Below are 15,317 nucleotides of genomic sequence, written 5' to 3' on the forward strand. Positions count from 1 at the left end.
CGGTGATGGAACAGCATGATGCGATCTCGTGTGGTTGATCTGCTGAGGCGCCCCGCAGTCGCCGCCCTGGTCGCAACCCTCATTCTGCGGGTGCTGACGCTGGGAAGCCGGTTCCTGCTGTCGCTGCTGCTGGCGCGGATGCTGTCGCCGGCGGAGATGGGGGAATACGGCCTGCTGACCGCCGCGCTGGCGTTCGCGTTGCTCGCGGTCGGGCTCGAGTTCTATTCCTACACCTACCGCGAGATGGTGCCGGCGAGCCCGGAGGGGCGGACCAGGATCATCGCCAACCAGTTCACGCTCGGCGCGCTGGCACTGTTTGCGGTCGGTCTGGTCCTGGGCGGCTTGGTCGTGGCCGGTAGCTTTCCGGCGCGGCTGGCGCCCTGGTTCCTGATCATTCTCATCACCGAGCATGCCTCGCTCGAGGCGACGCGAATTCTGATCATCACCTCGCGGCCGGTCCGGGCCTATGTCGGGGTGTTCCTGCGCGGCGGCATCTGGGTCTATGTGATCGCGGCGCTGATGTTCGCGGCGCCCTCAACGCGCACGCTCGAAACCGTGCTGGTCTGGTGGGCGCTCGGCGGCATCGCGGCGATCGGCTTTTCGGCCCTTGCGCTGTCCGACCTGCCGTGGCGAAGTTTGCGCGGATATCGCCCCGACTGGGAGGCGATCCGCACCGGCTTGCGGACCGCGCGTCCCTTTATGCTGACCGCGGGCGGCGCGCTGGTCATTTCCTATGTCGACCGCTTCGTGATCGATCAATTCGTCGGGCGCGACGCGCTCGGCATCTATACGTTCTATTCGACGATCCTGATCGGGCTGTGGTCGCTCGGCGGGTCGCTCTCGCACCAATTCCTGCCCAAGGTGATTGCCGGATATAACAAGGGCGGTGAGGCCTATCGCGCGGCGTTGCGTCCGTTCTTCTGGACCATGTTAGCGTTGGCATCGGGCACCACCGTGCTCTGCGGCGTTGCCATGGGACCGATGCTGGCGATGCTCGGACTGTCCGCCTATGCCTCCGGTCTTTCGGTCTTTTATGCGATGTTGCCGGGAATCTTCCTGCGCATGATGTCCGACGTGCCGTCATACGCGGTTTATGCCGCGCGATCCGACAGATCCCTGCTGGCCTGCAATCTGGGATCCGCGGTGGTGTCGACGGTGCTCAATCTCGTGCTGGTTCCGCGACTTGGCATCCTTGGCGCGGCGCTGGCCAGCGGCGTTGCCAGTGCCGCATTGTTTTTCTCCCTGGCGGGTTTCGCCCTGCGTAAACTGCGCGAGAACGGCAGGGAACATGGCGCATCCGCATCGGCCGGTCTTCCCACCGATCCCGATATGCTCTACCCCTGAGATTGCGCGGGCACACGGATTGCGGGGCCCGGGCGGTATTGGTACACAGCGGTCCCCTTCGGTACGATTTTTTTAACGGGGCAGTATGCAACGATTTGTTCAGCTGGCAGGCGGCCTCTCGTCGCCCGCGATTCTCATCGTTTTGATCTGGTGCGTGGCGCTCGCGCTGGTCGCCGTCGGACCGATCGATTTTCCGGGACAACCATCGCCCGCTGTGCTCGCCATCGTCGGTACCTGCCTTGCGGCGTTTCTGCTGGCGTATCGCGGCGGCTCCGTCCTGTTCGAGGCGGGCTTCGCCCGCCGTCATGAGATGCCGGCGCCCTCGGTGTCGATGCTCAATCGCACCGTGACCGCGACCTCGCTGACCGGAATTGCCGGCATCGGCCTGATGGCGTTCGATCGCATCGTGCTCAGCGGGGTGAACAACAGCAGCTATTCCGAGCTGCTGCGCTGCGCCCCGGGGCTGATCAGTTTCATCGAGATCAAGCGGACGCCGATCCTGTATCTCGGCTACGTCACATTCTCGTTCGGCTTCGTCTCCGTGATCCTGTTCCTGCTGAAGGGGGAGGTCATCAGGGGCTGGGCGGCGGCGCTCGCGCAATTGTCGATCGTCTCGCCGGTGGGTTACGCCGTGCTCTATTCCGGGCGCTTCCCGATCCTGCTCGCCATGCTGCTGATCATCGCCACGATGCTGATCCGCGTCAGCCAGGGGCGGCGGCCGTTGCCGGCCGGGCACCATTTGCTCCTCAAGGTGTTGATCGCGCTCGGGCTGTTTGCCCTGTATTCGAGCTGGGTGTGGTCAAGCCGGCAGAACTTCTGCATCCAGCTCACACCGTTGATCCGTGAATTGGAGGAGAAGCAGCGCCAGGCAAGTGGGGTGCCCAGCCCCGGCCAACAAACGCCGGCCGCTCCGGTCCAGCAGGCTCCGAGTCCGCCGCTCCCGCCGCCGGCCGCACAGGGCCCGGTCGCTCCTCCGCCCCCGGGTGAGGGGATCTCCGGGACCGACCTCAGCAAGAAGATGGCCGAGGCGGCGGCTGTCGCGCCCAAGGCGACATCGGAGACGAACACGGCTGACGCCGTGCTGGCGATCATGCTGGAAGCCTGGAACGTGAAGCCGCGCGGCTACGTCACCACCGCGCTCAACGCCGGCTATTTGTCGCCGCGCGCTGCGCTGATCGGGCTCAGCACCTTTTTCTATCTGACCCATGGCGTGCGCACGATCGATATTGCCTGGCAGGCACGCGACAAGTTCTCCCCGCAATGGGGCGTCTACGAGGTCGGCATTCTGTCGCCGATCCTGCGGGTGTTCTTCCCGCAGGTCCAGCAGGTGTCCGTCATGGAGGCGGAGCTGAAGGCGACCGGAATCTACGGCTTCTTTCCGACGGCCTGGCTCGCGGCCTTCATCGATTTCGGGATGATCGGTGCAATCGTCTACATCCTGATCTGGGGCGGCATTGCAGGCTGGAGCGCGACCGGTGCAAGGCGCTCGGACCTGCTGACGCCGCAACTGCTGCTGATCTTCGTGATTACCAGCATCCTTCTCAGCCCGGTTCAGGGGCCGCTCGGCGTCGCCAATGCGGCGCTCATTCTCGTTTCGATGCTTGTGGTCGGGCTGGTCGTCGACGGCTCGCCCAGATTTGCCAAGCGCACCGATCCGGTTGCTGCGTGACCGATCGCGCTACGTCTTCGGCTGCGACAGGCTGTTGAACCATTCGACCGTCTGTTCGATGCCTTCGCCGAAATTGCTCGGCAGCGGCCCGCAGACCGCCTCGGTTGCGGTCAGGTCGAACTGATACTGGGTCAGGATGTTCTTCAGCCGGCGCGAGGTCAGCGGAAACTGCTTGAGACCGAGCGCAATCGCCGCATCGCCGGAGTGCGCCAGCGCCCGCGCCAGAAACACCGGCATTCTGGGAATCCGGCGCGCATGCAGCGCGCGCTGGAATGCATCCCCCCAGGCGACGAGGTCGAGCGGTTCGTAATCGGCCAGGTAGAACGTCCTGCGATGCACCTGTTCCGGGGACGCCCGCAGCAACTGCCGGTACTGATAGCTGATGTTTCCGACATAGCTGAATGATTTGAGCAGCGGCGCGCTTCCGACATGGAAGTAATATCCGCGCTGGATCATGCGAAGAAAGCGCTGATAGTGCGCGCTCATGCCCGGCCCCCACACCGTGGTCGGGCGGACCAGACACCACTCGCTGCTGCCGCCATCCTGCTCGCGAACGATCTGCTCGGTCAGAACCTTGCTGCGGCCGTAGGACGAATCCGGATTGTAGTCGGTGTCGCTGCTGGGAAGATAGTCGACCCGACAGACCAGCTGCGACGAAGTCCAGATCGTCCGTTTGATCGAGGGGGTGCGGCGAACCGCCTCAATGACGTTTCGAACGCCTTCGACATTGGCAGGATAGGCCGAAACGTCGGCGTTCTCGTCGATGTCGATACGGGCCGCGAGATGCACCAGCGCATCGGGCGTTGTGGCCTGAACGGCCTCCTGCAACGCCTTGGCGTCGAGGATGTCGCACACAATGTCGGTGGCCGGACCCGGATGCCTGTCGAGACCCACAACCTCGCAATTCTCGGCCTTCAATCGCTGCGCGAGTGCCGTACCGATAAAGCCGGAGCTGCCGGTCACAAAAACTTTCATGCGAATTTGGCTATTTTCGAGGAAAAAGCGGTCGCTTGACCGGTCTGCCGCGCTGATTTACCAAACCGACCCATCGATTGCAAACCGCAGTCAAACCCTTGCAGCAGGCGGATTTTACGGCCAACCGCTTCCGTCGCAACGTTCAGGCACAACCGGCGTTCGCTCAATGAAGGCATCACTTTCGGCCGTGTTCCAGGCGGTCAACCTCGTGCTGGAGCCGTTCGGCCTACGCCTGATGCGCACCGACGCGCCGGTGCGCAACTTCGGCCTGTTCTTCAAGCATCTCAAGTCGCTCGACTTCGACGTGAAGACGGTGATCGACGTCGGTGTCGCGCTCGGCACGTCGCCGATCTACGACGCGTTTCCGCATGCCCGCTACTTCCTGGTCGAGCCGGTCGAAGAATGCCGGCCGATTCTCGAGCGGCTCAAGCAGCGTCTCAACGCCGAATATTTTTTGGTCGCGGCCGGCGCCGAGAACGGCGAGGTCACCATCAATGTGCACGACGATATCTCGGGCTCGAGCATCTTCACCCAGGTCGAGGGCAAGGCGCTCGACGGCGAGGCGCGGTCGACCCCGATGCGGCGGCTGGATTCGCTGCTGCCGGAGAAGCTTGAGCATCCGGTCTTTCTGAAGATCGATACCCAGGGCGCCGAGCTCGAAGTGCTCAAGGGGCTCGGCTCGCGCATCGCGGAGATCGATCTTCTGATCCTGGAGACCACGATGATGCCGATGCGCCACGGCATCCCGGTGTTTGCCGACATCGTGCGGTTCTGCGACGAGGCGGGCTTTGCCGTCTACGACGTGCTCGAGGGCCACATGCGCGCGCTCGACGGCGCGCTGGCGCAGATCGATCTTGCGCTGGTGCGCAAGGACAGCAAGCTGCGCAGCCAGTCGGCCTATTTCAGCGCCGATCAACTCGCCGGCTATCTGAAGCGGCCGAGCAAGCTGCGCGGCTCCAAAGGCTGATCGCCGCAGGCTCCTGCCAGCGGCGGGCACCGATCACAGCTCGGCGAGCAGGATGAACAGGCAGCGCCGCTCGCCCTTGTTGACCATGCCGCCGCGATGCATGCCGTTGCCGTCGAACAGCACGCAATTGCCGTAGTTCGAGGTGGCAGGGAAATGGCCCTCGCGCAGCCGCGCGACGTCAGGCGAGTTGTCGGACAGGTCGCCGCCGAAATCGGCCTTCTTGCGCAGGAGCGCCGGCAGCGCCATGAACTTCTTGCGCGCGTCGGGGCGGCGCCCCGAGAAGCCCGAGAAGTCGTTGGTGCGGCGGACCATGCCCTCGAACCAGCCGATCTTCGCGTTCTGGCTGCCGCGGATGTAGCAGAACGGGCCGCCGTCCGGGCCGATCTCATGGACGTAGATCGCGCATTTCAGCATGCCGTAGGTGGCGTCGATGTGCAGGTAGCTGCCCCAGGGATCGGCGAGTTGGGTGTCGGGAAACACCCGCTTCCAGAACGCGAGATCCTGGTCGTTGATCTGCGCATTGACGTGCTTCACGCCGACCGGGCGGCCGAGATAGGCGCTGGCGGCCTCGATGATGCCGTAGCGCTTGAAGATGTTCTCGACCGATGCGAACGCCGCCGGATCGGCCGAGCGCGTGCACCAGTAGACGTTGTCGTCGAACTTGCGCTTCTCCGGCGGAATGCTGGCGCGGCGCTCGTCGAGCTTGGCAAATCCCGGGTCGGTGACGCTGCGGATCTGCTCGATCTCCTCAGGCGTTAAGGTCAGGCAGACGATGCCGTCGGACTTGATCTTGTTCAGCAGTGCGGGATTGGCGGGCATCGCCGGACGCCGCGCGCCGGTCAGCGTGCCGATCATGCGGCTGAGGCGGATGCGGCTGTACATCCCGATGTAGCGCATCGCGGTCGAGAAATTCAGGCCGCTGAAGCCGGCTTCCTTGGAGAGCAGCGGCATGTTTTCGTAATCGACGATGCGGCGGATGGTGACGAAGGCGAAGGTCTTCACGAAGATCTTCAGCGCATAGAGCCGTTCGCTCAGCGTCGGCTTCGGCAGCATGCCGCCATAGGCGGGATGCGCGTCATAGTCGATCTCGGGCAGGGTGGTGCCGCGATAGGGCGGGATCGGCAGCTCACCGATATTGGCGGCACGCGCGGTCGGCGCCACGTCGGAAAGGGAGTCGATTGTCGTCATGTCGCGTTCTCCGCCCGTGCACGGGACGATCCAGGTTCGCCCGATCTATACAACCTGCGGCGTCGCACAGGCAACCGGCCCGAGACATTATGCGTCGGGATGTGCCGTGTTCGATGTCGGCATTAAGCGCATGAAATACTTTACGAAAATCCGGCTGGTGCCAGCGTCTTGAGAGGTTCCAGGCCGCGGGGCCGCTACCGGGCTGACGCCAGACCGTCGCAAATGCTGGCCGTGGCGGAAAGGCGACCGCGGCAACGCTCATCCGGGTCCGGCCTTTCCAAAGCACTTCTCGCGCGCTTCCCGGGCGAGGATGGGCGAGCCCTTCTCGTTCACGTGGTCCGTGTTCTGATACATCGCGGGGTCGTCGAAGCGATCCCAGAAACTCACGTAAGGGATGCCGTTGGCCCGGGCGACCTCCTGATAGAACTTGCGCGTTTCGGCGAACGCCGGGATCCGATCGGCACGTTCGCGGTAGAACGTGTCCACCGGGTAATTGACCAGGCACACCTTGGCGCCTCGCGCGACCAGAAAGGCAATCAAGTCGCGATAGATGCGGGCCTCGTCCCGCTCGCGGAAATTCGCAACGGGCGTGTGGGTGTTGACCTCGTAATCCATGAACGCGTTGAACTTGGCGAGCATCTCAGGATTCGTCTCTGCCGTGGGCGCTGCGTTGGCCGCCGGCGCGGGTGCTGCATTCGTTGTTATCACGGGCGCTGGATTTGCCGTCGCCGCGGGCGCTGGATTCGTCGTTGTCACGGGTGCTGGATTTGCCGTTGCCGCCGGCGCTGCATTGGCCGCTGCCCCGGGCGCTGGATTGGCCGATGCCGCGGGGGCGGCATTTGCAGCTGCCACGGGTGCATTATTTGCAGCTGCCGCGGGTGCAGGACTTGCGGCTGGCGCCGGTGCTGCATTTGCCGCTGTGACAGGTGCCGGACTTGCCGCTGCCGACTCGGCCTCGACCTTTGCCGTGTTGCTCGCTGTGTGCGACGGCGAGCCCGATGCGGGTTGAGCAGCCGAATTCGTTTTCTGCTCGACGATGGTCTCGGCCGGCGCGCTGGTGTGCTCGGTCGATGCCTCCTGCGGCTTCGGCTGGCCGATAAGGATGTTGCCGACGCTCTCCCAGAGCTGGTCGTAGCCGGGCTGCTGTTGACCGCGCAAATTGCCCGTCAACAGGAACCGCTTCCAATATTCGAGCATGAAGCCGCGATGCCTTGGGTCGAGGATTCTCAGCCGGTAGGCGGAATAGACCTCGGGCACGTAGCTGCCCTGCGCCTCGAGACGATACTCGGCGAATGAGTGCGGATCGGCCTGGATGATGACCTGACCCGGCTGCAGGTTCCGGTAATAGTAGCGCACGCGGTCGTTCATCTTGCGGATGGTGGTGCCGCCGATCCCGAGGTTGATGAAATCAGGCTTGTTGTAGTCGGGGACGGCAGCGATGTGGGAATCGCCGAACGCCGCATTGGGTTGGCTGGACGAGACCAGCAGCGATGCGATCCACTCGTAATTGTCGATCGGCGTAATGTAGATGCGCAGCAGCCGCTCGGATGCGACCCCGAACGTCACGACGACGGTCACGACGATGGAGAGAAACAGATAGAGCCAGTGCTTAGAACTGAAAGTAAATGAACTCACTGGGCACTCCGAGATAGATGATGGCGAGCACGAGAACTCCGACGAAGGCACCCGCGATTGCCGATATCGGGGTCGGCCGGAAGGCGAGTGCGCGGGCCAGTCCTCTTCGAACCGGGTGACCCGGTTTGTCGTCGTAGGTTCCGAGCAGAAGCTGCTGCGAATTCGGCAGGATGAACACGAACAGCGTCACCAGCACCAGCCACAGCACCGCCGTTTCGCTTCCGAACGTCACCAGATTTCCGGTTTGCATGTGCAGCGTCCGCATCACGGATGGTGCGAACGAGCCCAGCATGGCCTGATACTGCTCCGGAACGAGAATGCCGAAGCCTCCCATCATGGCCTTGAGCATGATCTTGGCGCCCATCCACGATTCCGAGCGGAAGAACACCCAGGAGAGCAGCACCGCGGGGAAAACCAGCAGCGAGCACAGCGCTGCGATGCCGGCAACGATGCGCGACGTCGGGGCAAAGCGCTCCCTCAGATAGCGGAACAGATGGTTGATGATGAGGTAGATTCCGTGCAGTCCTCCCCACACGACGAAAAGCCAGCTCGCTCCGTGCCACAGGCCGCCGAGCAGCATCACGATCATCAGGTTGACGTATCGGCGGACCCAGCCGTCGCGGTTGCCGCCGAGCGGAATGTAGAGATAGTCCCTGAGAAAGCGCGACAGCGTAATGTGCCAGCGCCGCCAGAAATCGATGATGCTGGCGGACTTGTACGGCGAGTCGAAATTGACCGGCAGCCTGACCCCGAACAGCAGCGACAGGCCGATCGCGATATCGCTGTATCCCGAGAAGTCGAAGTAGATCTGGTAGGTGAAGGCCAGCGCAGCGCCCCAGCCGTCGAAAAAGCTGATCGGTTGCGCCTGGTTGGCAAGGCGGAATCCGGGAGCGGCGTAGCTCGCCATCGTGTCGGCGATGATCACCTTCTTGAACAATCCGCACAGGATGTAGGCGACGCCGGTCGCGACCTCGGCATAGGAAATCGACTTCAGCCGCTCATTGGTGAACTGCGACATCACCTCTTTGTGGTGAATGATCGGCCCCGCAATCAGATGCGGGAAATAGGAGACGAACAGCGCATATTTCGGCAGGCCGAGGTCATCGGTGCGGTTGCGGTAGACATCGACCAGGAAGGCGATCTGGATGAACGAGACGAACGAGATGCCGAGCGGCAGTTCGATGGCGACCGCCGGCACTTCGATGTGGAAGAGGTAGGCGAGGGTCTGAAGAATGAAGTTGGTGTACTTGAAATAGCCCAGCACCGCGAGGTTTGCGGCGATCGCGGCCCCGAGCACCAGCTTCGACTTCTGGCGGGCGATATGCAGGGCGGCGGCATAGTTGCCTGCGATCGATCCGAACAGCAGGATCAGATATCTCGGCTCCCATGCGGCGTAGAAGGTGGCGGAGCAGATGAACAGCCAGATGAACACCCACTGGATGTTGCCGAAGCGGCGGCAGACCAGAAAGCCGGCGCAAGTGATCGGAAGAAACAGAAGAAGAAACTGCAGCGAATTGAACAGCATTTGAAATCAGTGCCAATCTTCTAGCCAAGGAAACCTTGAAGGGCGCGTTGCAGGGCGCCGTGAAGGACGCCTTGGACGAACGTTGCGCTTTCGATATGTCCGCAAGCCGGACCTGATGCGCTGATCATGCGGCTGGCGCGCATGCAGGCGTGCCGCGATGAGGCGCATTCAGTGCCGCATCGGACAGTCGGCCGGTTCTTGTCATGTTGCGTTTCCCCCCCGCAGCGCATGGACCCATCCAGGCGGCGATCTATACAACCTGCGCTGTTGCACAGGCAACCGGGCCGAAAGGTTATGCGGCCGGATTCGCGGCGCCCGGCGTGTCCGGCAAGTCATGGAAATGCTTGGGGAAAGCCCGACGCAGGTCGATCCCGCGCAGGGTTCCCGCGATCAGCTCCGAAGCGCCGCCACGGCCGTACGGCGGCACAGCGGACGGATCGGGGGTGAAGCGGCCGGCGAAGATGCTGTCGAGGGCGGCGCGAATGGCCGCAGAATCCGCCGGGCAATCGATGATCGAGACGGCGCGCAGCCGGCCCTGCTGGCGATCGCCGATGTTGATCGAGGGCACGCCGGCGGCCGGCGCCTCGAGGATGCCGCTCGACGAATTCCCGACCACGGCATCGGTCAGCCGCAGCGCGGCCCAGTAGCGGTTGCTGCCGAGCGAGGTGAACAGATGTGCCCGGTCCGGCCGCGCCGTCACGAAGCTGCGGATCGCATCGTCGATCGCGCGATAGCCGGGATCGGCGTTGACGCCGGTGAAGATAAAGCTGCGATCGTCGACCGCTTCCAGTGCGCCGAGCAGCGCGGCGATGTTGACGGCATCGGCTTCCGGCTGCGCCGTGGTCGGATGTAGCGTGATCAGCAGGAAGCGTTCCGGACCTGTGATGCCGAGCTGGGCAAACAATTCGCCACGGGTCAGCGCCGGCGCGGTGGTCGCAACATCGAGGCCGGGCGCGCCGGCATTGAAGACGAAGTCCGGATTCTCGCCCATCTGGATGACGCGGCGCCGATACGGCTCGGCGGCGACGAAATGAATGCAGGCCATCTTGGTGATGGCATGGCGGATGGCGTCATCGAAGGCGCCAGCCGTGACCTCGCCGCCATGAATATGCGCGATCGGGATGTTGAGCAGCGTCGCGGCGACCGCTGCCGCCATGATCTCGTAGCGGTCGCCGAGCACGACGAGAACGTCGGGCTTGAGCTCTGCAAGCACGTCGGCGAAGCCGGATACCCCGATGCCGGTGCCGCGCGCCACGGTCTCGGCGCGGTCGTCGTCGAGCTTGAGGTCGATCTTCGCCGCCAGCGGAAAGCCGTCGGCTTCGATCGCCCGCCAGGTTTCGCCAAAGCGCGGCACCAGATGCATGCCGCAGGCGATCACGCTGAGCGCGACGTCATCCGCAGCCTTGAGCCGCGTCAAAATCCCCCGCAGCAATCCGTAATCGGCCCGCGATCCGGTGGCGACGGCGATGCGGCGGGGGGCGGCGGTCATGGCGATGTCCGCCACGGCGCGGCGTCGAGCATGCCATGCTCGATGACGTAGGAGGCGTAGGCGAGATCGGCGGCGCTCTCGATCTCGATCGAGTGCATGCGGTCCATCATGATGCCGTAGCTCGCGGACGGGTCGGCATAGATCTTGCGATGCTTGCGCATCGCGTCCCAGCCGACGAGGTAGAGCGCGCCGTTCATCGTCACCTCCGGCGCCTGGTCCTGCCGGCGCTGCGCCGGCGTCTTCAGCATCTTGTCGACGATGCCGCCGATCGAGCCGTCAGGCCCGAGCGTGCCGACGAAGATCGAGGCGACCTCGGTCTCGCGCATGCCGACCACGAGGCTCGCCTTGCGCGCCATGAACAACTCGACCGCCTCGTCGAAATGCTTGGGGAGCGCGAACGGCGAAGACGGCTCCAGCAGCATGATCGCATCGTAGCGCCGGCCTTCGTGGGCCTCGATCCAGTCCATGGCGTGCAGCACCACGTCGTTGGAGGAGGCGGTATCGGTCGCAAGCTCGGCGGGCCGCTCGAACAGCATTTCGGCGCCGTGGCGGATAGCCTCGGCGCGAATCGCCTCGCTGTCGCTGGACACGATCAGGCGGCTGCAATAGCGCGACTGCCGCGCCGCCTTTGCCTTGTAGCCGACCAGGCTGAGGCCCCCGATCTCGCGCAGGTTCTTGCCCGGCAATCCCTTGGATCCGCCGCGGCCCACCAATAGAAACAGGATCTGCGCCGTATCAGCCATTTGCTCGACAGCCCCATGCGTTACGCCCGGGAAACGAGCGCAAAAGTCAACGTGGTCAGGAGGCTGTGGAACACACCGCAAGCCGCCCGCTCGCGTTGCTTTTACCAGTGTACTCGACTAAGACAACCGCTTGATTGGCGGGTGATTTCGGTTACCCACCGCATCTCCGACGAAACCCGATGCATCGCCGAACCCTGATCATTGCCGAGGCTGGCGTAAACCACAACGGCGACCCCGCGCGGGCGCTGGCGCTGGTGGAGGCTGCCGCGCGGGCCGGCGCCGACATCGTCAAGTTTCAATCGTTTCGCGCCGACAAGCTGGCGACCGGCGCGGCGGCAAAGGCGAGCTATCAGCAGGCCACGACCGGAAGCGAGCAGTCCCAGCTCGAGATGCTGCGCGCGCTCGAGCTCAGCGGCGACGACGAGGAGCGCATCGCCGCCGCCTGCCGCTCCGCCGGCATCACCTATATGTCGACGCCGTTCGACGCCGACAGCGCGACCCATCTGGTCCGCCGCATCGGTGTCGGCACGCTGAAGGTCGGCTCCGGCGATCTCACCAACGCGCCGCTGTTGCTGCACCTTGCGCGCTTCAAGCTGCCGATCATTTTGTCGACCGGCATGGCGACGCTGGCCGAGGTCGAGCAGGCGCTCGGCGTCATCGCCTTCGGCTATCTCGGCGATGCCGCCGCCAATCCGACGCCGGCCGATCTCGCAAAAGTCCTGCTCGACCGCGCGGCCTGGGACGAGCTGCGCGCCAAGGTCACGCTGCTGCATTGCACGACCGAATATCCCGCCGATCCGCAATCGATCAATCTGCGCGCGATGGCGACGTTGCGCGATGCGTTCGGGCTTGCGGTCGGCTTTTCCGATCACAGCCGCGGCATTCATATCGCGGCTGCCGCGGTGGCGCTCGGCGCGACCGTGATCGAAAAGCACATGACGCTCGACCGCAATCTGCCCGGCCCCGATCACCGCGCCTCGATCGAGCCGGACGAGATGGCCGCGATGATCGCCTCGATCCGCGACATCGAGGCCGCGCTCGGCGACGGCCGCAAGGTGCCGGCGCCGGAGGAGGTGCCGAACCGTGCGGTGGCGCGCCGGAGCCTCGTCGCGATCCGTCCGATCAAAAGCGGCGAGCGCTTCACCGCGGACAATCTCGGCGTCAAGCGCCCCGGCAACGGCATTGCGCCGATCGAATACTGGAGCTATCTCGGCCGCACCGCGCAACGCGACTACGCGGCCAATGAGGCGCTCGAGCCATGAGCCTGATCGTGCTGTGCGCCGGCGGCCATGCCAAGGTCGTCATTGAGGCCTTGCTGAGCCGCGGCACGCGGCCTGCGGCCGTGACCGATCGCGACGCGTCGCGGATCGGCGAGACCATCGGCGGCATTCCGATCACGGGGCCGGACGACGATATTTTGAAGATGGACACTGCGTCGGTCACGCTGGCCAACGGCCTCGGCAACCGCGCCTCGCGTTCGGATTCCGGATTGGCGGGACGGCGCGCGCTGTTTGAGCGTTTCACCGCGCTGGGCTACACCTTTCCGGTGATCGCACACGCCTCTGCGGTGATCGCATCCGATGCGGTGCTCGGCGACGGTGCGCAGGTGATGGCCGGCGCCGTGATCCAGCCGGCGGCGCGGATCGGCCGCAACGTCCTGATCAACACGCGCGCGGTGGTGGAGCATGACGGCGTGGTCGGCGATCACGCGCATATCGCCCCGGGCGCGGTGCTGTGCGGCGGCGTCTCGATCGGCGAGGGCGCGCATATCGGCGCGGGAGCAGTGATTTTGGTTGGCGTCAGCGTCGGGGCGGGAGCGATCGTTGCCGCCGGCGCTGTGGTCGCAAGGAATGTCGAGGCCGGCGGATTCGCCGGCGGCGGCCGGGATTAGGTTGTTATGAAAGAGATATTTGTCGTCAATGAAGATACGCCCTTGATCGAGACGCTGCGGCGGATCGATCAGGGACATTTGCAACTCGCCGTGGTCGAGCGCGACGGCAGGATCGTCGGCACCGTCACCGACGGCGACGTGCGGCGCGCATTGCTCGGCGGCGTCGGGCTCGATGCCTCGGTCGAACTGGTGATGAACCGCACGCCGATCACCGCGCCGCTCGGTATCTCCAATCCGGCGGCGCTCAATCTGATGCGCAAGCACTCGATCCACCAGCTGCCGATCGTCGATCCCGACGGCCGCGTGGTCGAGGTCAAGCTGATCGACGACCTCGCGCTCGCACAGCAGTCCGATCACTGGGTGGTGCTGATGGCCGGCGGCCTCGGCTCGCGGCTGAAGCCGCTGACCGACGACGTTCCGAAGCCGCTGATCCGCGTCGGCGACAAGCCGATCCTGGAGACCGTGCTCGGCGGCTTCATCAAGGCCGGCTTCGGCAAGTTCTTCATCTCGGTGAACTACAAGGCCGAGATGATCCAGGATTATTTCGGCGACGGCTCGGCCTGGGGCGTCGAGATCAGCTATCTGCAGGAGACCGAGCGGCTCGGCACCGCCGGCGCACTGTCGCTGCTGCCCGAGCGCCCGAAGCAGGCGTTCTTCGTCATGAACGGCGACCTGCTGACGACGGTGAATTTCGAGCAGATGCTGAAATATCATCACCAACATCAGGCGTTCTCCACCGTCTGTGTCCGCGAGCATTCCGTCACGGTCCCGTTCGGCGTGATCGATTTCGACGATCACCGCCTGGTCGGCATCCGCGAGAAGCCGACCCAGAAATTCTTCGTCAATGCCGGCGTCTATCTGCTGGATCCCGGTGTGCTCGATCATCTCCAGGGCAACGAAGCCATCGACATGCCGACGCTGATCGAGCGGACCATTGCCGGCGGCCAGCAATCGGTGGTGTTTCCGTTGCGCGAGTACTGGATCGACGTCGGCCGTCTCGACGATCTGCAGCGCGCCTCCGACGAATTCCAGAGGATTTTCGGATGAGCACCGAGCGCTCGCTTCGCACCATGATGTCGCTCGCCGGGCGCGTCGCGCTCGTCACCGGCGGCGCCGGCCATATCGGCCGGGCGCTTGCCAACGGCCTTGCCGAACTCGGCGCCAACATCGCGCTGGTCGACATCGACGCCTCCGCCGGCACGGAGGCCGCCGCAAAACTGACCGAGAGCTGGTCGGTCAGCGCCGAGGCCTTCGCCTGCGATTTCGAGCAGGCCGCCGCCGTGCAGGACCTGCCGCGGCGGGTGCGGGAGAAATTCGGCCGCATCGACGTCATCGTCAACTGTGCCGCGTTTGTGGGCACCAGCGGCCTACAGGGCTGGGCAGTGCCGTTCGCGCAGCAGTCCGACACGACCTGGCGGCGGGCGCTCGAGGTCAATTTGACCGCGCCGTTCATCCTGGTGCAGGCGGCGGCCGAGGATCTGGCCGCCTCCGGGCATGGCAGCGTGATCAATATCTCCTCGATCTATGGGCTCGCCGGGCCGGATTGGCGGCTCTACGAGGGAACCGCGCTGGGCAATCCGGCGGCCTATGCCGCCAGCAAGGGCGGCCTGCTGCAGATGACCCGCTGGCTCGCCACCACCATGGCGCCGCGGGTCCGGGTCAACGCCGTGGCGCCGGGCGGCGTGTTTCGAGCCACGCCCGAGCCGTTCCTGAGCCGTTACGTGGCTCGCACGCCGCTTGCACGGATGGCGCGTGAAGACGATATGAAGGGTGCCGTGGCCTATCTGGCGAGTGATTTGTCGGCCTATGTCACCGGCCAGTGCATTGCGGTCGACGGGGGCTGGACGGCGTGGTAAGCCGTCCAAAATCATGCAATTGCAGGAATCTCCAA

General features: G+C 64.5%; 13 protein-coding genes. 7 read left to right on the plus strand and 6 right to left on the minus strand.

Features of this window, described 5'->3' with window-relative positions; translation table 11 throughout:
• Positions 1 to 18: 18 nt before the first annotated feature.
• Both CI41S_RS33060 and CI41S_RS33065 read left to right on the plus strand, forming a co-directional pair.
• The gene (locus CI41S_RS33060; RefSeq protein WP_172627028.1) at positions 19 to 1,344 is read left to right on the plus strand and encodes a lipopolysaccharide biosynthesis protein; all 1,326 of its coding nucleotides are present in this window, start codon (positions 19 to 21) and stop codon (positions 1,342 to 1,344) included.
• Positions 1,345 to 1,429: 85 nt separating this feature from the next.
• Positions 1,430 to 3,013 carry a hypothetical protein gene (locus CI41S_RS33065; protein WP_139863247.1) on the plus strand — a complete coding sequence of 528 codons (1,584 nt, stop codon included), beginning with the start codon at positions 1,430 to 1,432 and terminating at the stop codon, positions 3,011 to 3,013.
• Between the two features lie 9 nt (positions 3,014 to 3,022).
• On the opposite strand, the gene CI41S_RS33070 is transcribed toward CI41S_RS33065, so the two are convergent.
• Positions 3,023 to 3,988: an NAD-dependent epimerase/dehydratase family protein gene (locus tag CI41S_RS33070; protein WP_139863248.1), complete on the minus strand. Its 966-nt coding sequence runs from the start codon at positions 3,986 to 3,988 to the stop codon at positions 3,023 to 3,025.
• A gap of 166 nt (positions 3,989 to 4,154) precedes the next feature.
• On the opposite strand from CI41S_RS33070, the gene CI41S_RS33075 reads away from it, so the two are divergent.
• Positions 4,155 to 4,955, plus strand: coding sequence for an FkbM family methyltransferase (locus CI41S_RS33075; RefSeq protein WP_172628281.1), 801 nt, complete (start codon positions 4,155 to 4,157; stop codon positions 4,953 to 4,955).
• Between the two features lie 33 nt (positions 4,956 to 4,988).
• Here the strand turns inward: CI41S_RS33075 and CI41S_RS33080 are convergent, their stop codons facing one another.
• From CI41S_RS33080 to CI41S_RS33100, 5 genes are all read right to left on the minus strand, one after another.
• Positions 4,989 to 6,143 carry a phytanoyl-CoA dioxygenase family protein gene (locus CI41S_RS33080; protein ID WP_139863250.1) on the minus strand — a complete coding sequence of 385 codons (1,155 nt, stop codon included), beginning with the start codon at positions 6,141 to 6,143 and terminating at the stop codon, positions 4,989 to 4,991.
• Between the two features lie 258 nt (positions 6,144 to 6,401).
• Positions 6,402 to 7,721: an SGNH/GDSL hydrolase family protein gene (locus CI41S_RS44055; RefSeq protein ID WP_139863251.1), complete on the minus strand. Its 1,320-nt coding sequence runs from the start codon at positions 7,719 to 7,721 to the stop codon at positions 6,402 to 6,404.
• Between the two features lie 31 nt (positions 7,722 to 7,752).
• Positions 7,753 to 9,303 (minus strand): MBOAT family O-acyltransferase, encoded by a 1,551-nt coding sequence (locus CI41S_RS33090; RefSeq protein WP_139863252.1) that lies wholly within the window; start codon positions 9,301 to 9,303, stop codon positions 7,753 to 7,755.
• A 292-nt stretch (positions 9,304 to 9,595) separates the two neighbouring features.
• Positions 9,596 to 10,792, minus strand: coding sequence for a UDP-N-acetylglucosamine 2-epimerase (neuC, locus tag CI41S_RS33095; RefSeq protein ID WP_139863253.1), 1,197 nt, complete (start codon positions 10,790 to 10,792; stop codon positions 9,596 to 9,598).
• On the minus strand, positions 10,789 to 11,535 hold the full coding sequence (locus tag CI41S_RS33100) for an acylneuraminate cytidylyltransferase family protein (RefSeq protein WP_139863254.1): 747 nt from the start codon (positions 11,533 to 11,535) through the stop codon (positions 10,789 to 10,791). The genes neuC and CI41S_RS33100 overlap by 4 nt, the downstream gene beginning before the upstream one ends.
• Before the next feature lie 179 nt (positions 11,536 to 11,714).
• On the opposite strand from CI41S_RS33100, the gene neuB reads away from it, so the two are divergent.
• Genes neuB through CI41S_RS33120 form a run of 4 tightly spaced genes read left to right on the plus strand, consistent with a single transcriptional unit; the run spans position 11,715 to position 15,282 of the window.
• Positions 11,715 to 12,797 carry an N-acetylneuraminate synthase gene (neuB, locus tag CI41S_RS33105; RefSeq protein ID WP_139863255.1) on the plus strand — a complete coding sequence of 361 codons (1,083 nt, stop codon included), beginning with the start codon at positions 11,715 to 11,717 and terminating at the stop codon, positions 12,795 to 12,797.
• Entirely contained in the window at positions 12,794 to 13,426 is a 633-nt protein-coding gene (locus CI41S_RS33110) for a NeuD/PglB/VioB family sugar acetyltransferase (RefSeq protein ID WP_139863256.1), read from the plus strand. The genes neuB and CI41S_RS33110 overlap by 4 nt, the downstream gene beginning before the upstream one ends.
• A gap of 6 nt (positions 13,427 to 13,432) precedes the next feature.
• Positions 13,433 to 14,473 (plus strand): nucleotidyltransferase family protein, encoded by a 1,041-nt coding sequence (locus tag CI41S_RS33115; RefSeq protein ID WP_139863257.1) that lies wholly within the window; start codon positions 13,433 to 13,435, stop codon positions 14,471 to 14,473.
• Entirely contained in the window at positions 14,470 to 15,282 is an 813-nt protein-coding gene (locus CI41S_RS33120; RefSeq protein WP_139863258.1) for an SDR family oxidoreductase, read from the plus strand. The genes CI41S_RS33115 and CI41S_RS33120 overlap by 4 nt, the downstream gene beginning before the upstream one ends.
• Positions 15,283 to 15,317 lie beyond the last annotated feature (35 nt).

Source organism: Bradyrhizobium ivorense, from assembly GCF_900696085.1.
Taxonomy (GTDB): Bacteria; Pseudomonadota; Alphaproteobacteria; order Rhizobiales; family Xanthobacteraceae; genus Bradyrhizobium; species Bradyrhizobium ivorense.

Bases quoted from the DNA above. Each gene is read 5' to 3' on its own strand.
- CI41S_RS33060 (WP_172627028.1), top strand. From the start codon at position 19: ATGCGATCTCGTGTGGTTGATCTGCTGAGGCGCCCCGCAGTCGCCGCC.
- CI41S_RS33065 (WP_139863247.1), top strand. From the start codon at position 1,430: ATGCAACGATTTGTTCAGCTGGCAGGCGGCCTCTCGTCGCCCGCGATT.
- CI41S_RS33070 (WP_139863248.1), bottom strand. From the start codon at position 3,988: ATGAAAGTTTTTGTGACCGGCAGCTCCGGCTTTATCGGTACGGCACTC.
- CI41S_RS33075 (WP_172628281.1), top strand. From the start codon at position 4,155: ATGAAGGCATCACTTTCGGCCGTGTTCCAGGCGGTCAACCTCGTGCTG.
- CI41S_RS33080 (WP_139863250.1), bottom strand. From the start codon at position 6,143: ATGACGACAATCGACTCCCTTTCCGACGTGGCGCCGACCGCGCGTGCC.
- CI41S_RS33090 (WP_139863252.1), bottom strand. From the start codon at position 9,303: ATGCTGTTCAATTCGCTGCAGTTTCTTCTTCTGTTTCTTCCGATCACT.
- neuC (WP_139863253.1), bottom strand. From the start codon at position 10,792: ATGACCGCCGCCCCCCGCCGCATCGCCGTCGCCACCGGATCGCGGGCC.
- CI41S_RS33100 (WP_139863254.1), bottom strand. From the start codon at position 11,535: ATGGCTGATACGGCGCAGATCCTGTTTCTATTGGTGGGCCGCGGCGGA.
- neuB (WP_139863255.1), top strand. From the start codon at position 11,715: ATGCATCGCCGAACCCTGATCATTGCCGAGGCTGGCGTAAACCACAAC.
- CI41S_RS33110 (WP_139863256.1), top strand. From the start codon at position 12,794: ATGAGCCTGATCGTGCTGTGCGCCGGCGGCCATGCCAAGGTCGTCATT.
- CI41S_RS33115 (WP_139863257.1), top strand. From the start codon at position 13,433: ATGAAAGAGATATTTGTCGTCAATGAAGATACGCCCTTGATCGAGACG.
- CI41S_RS33120 (WP_139863258.1), top strand. From the start codon at position 14,470: ATGAGCACCGAGCGCTCGCTTCGCACCATGATGTCGCTCGCCGGGCGC.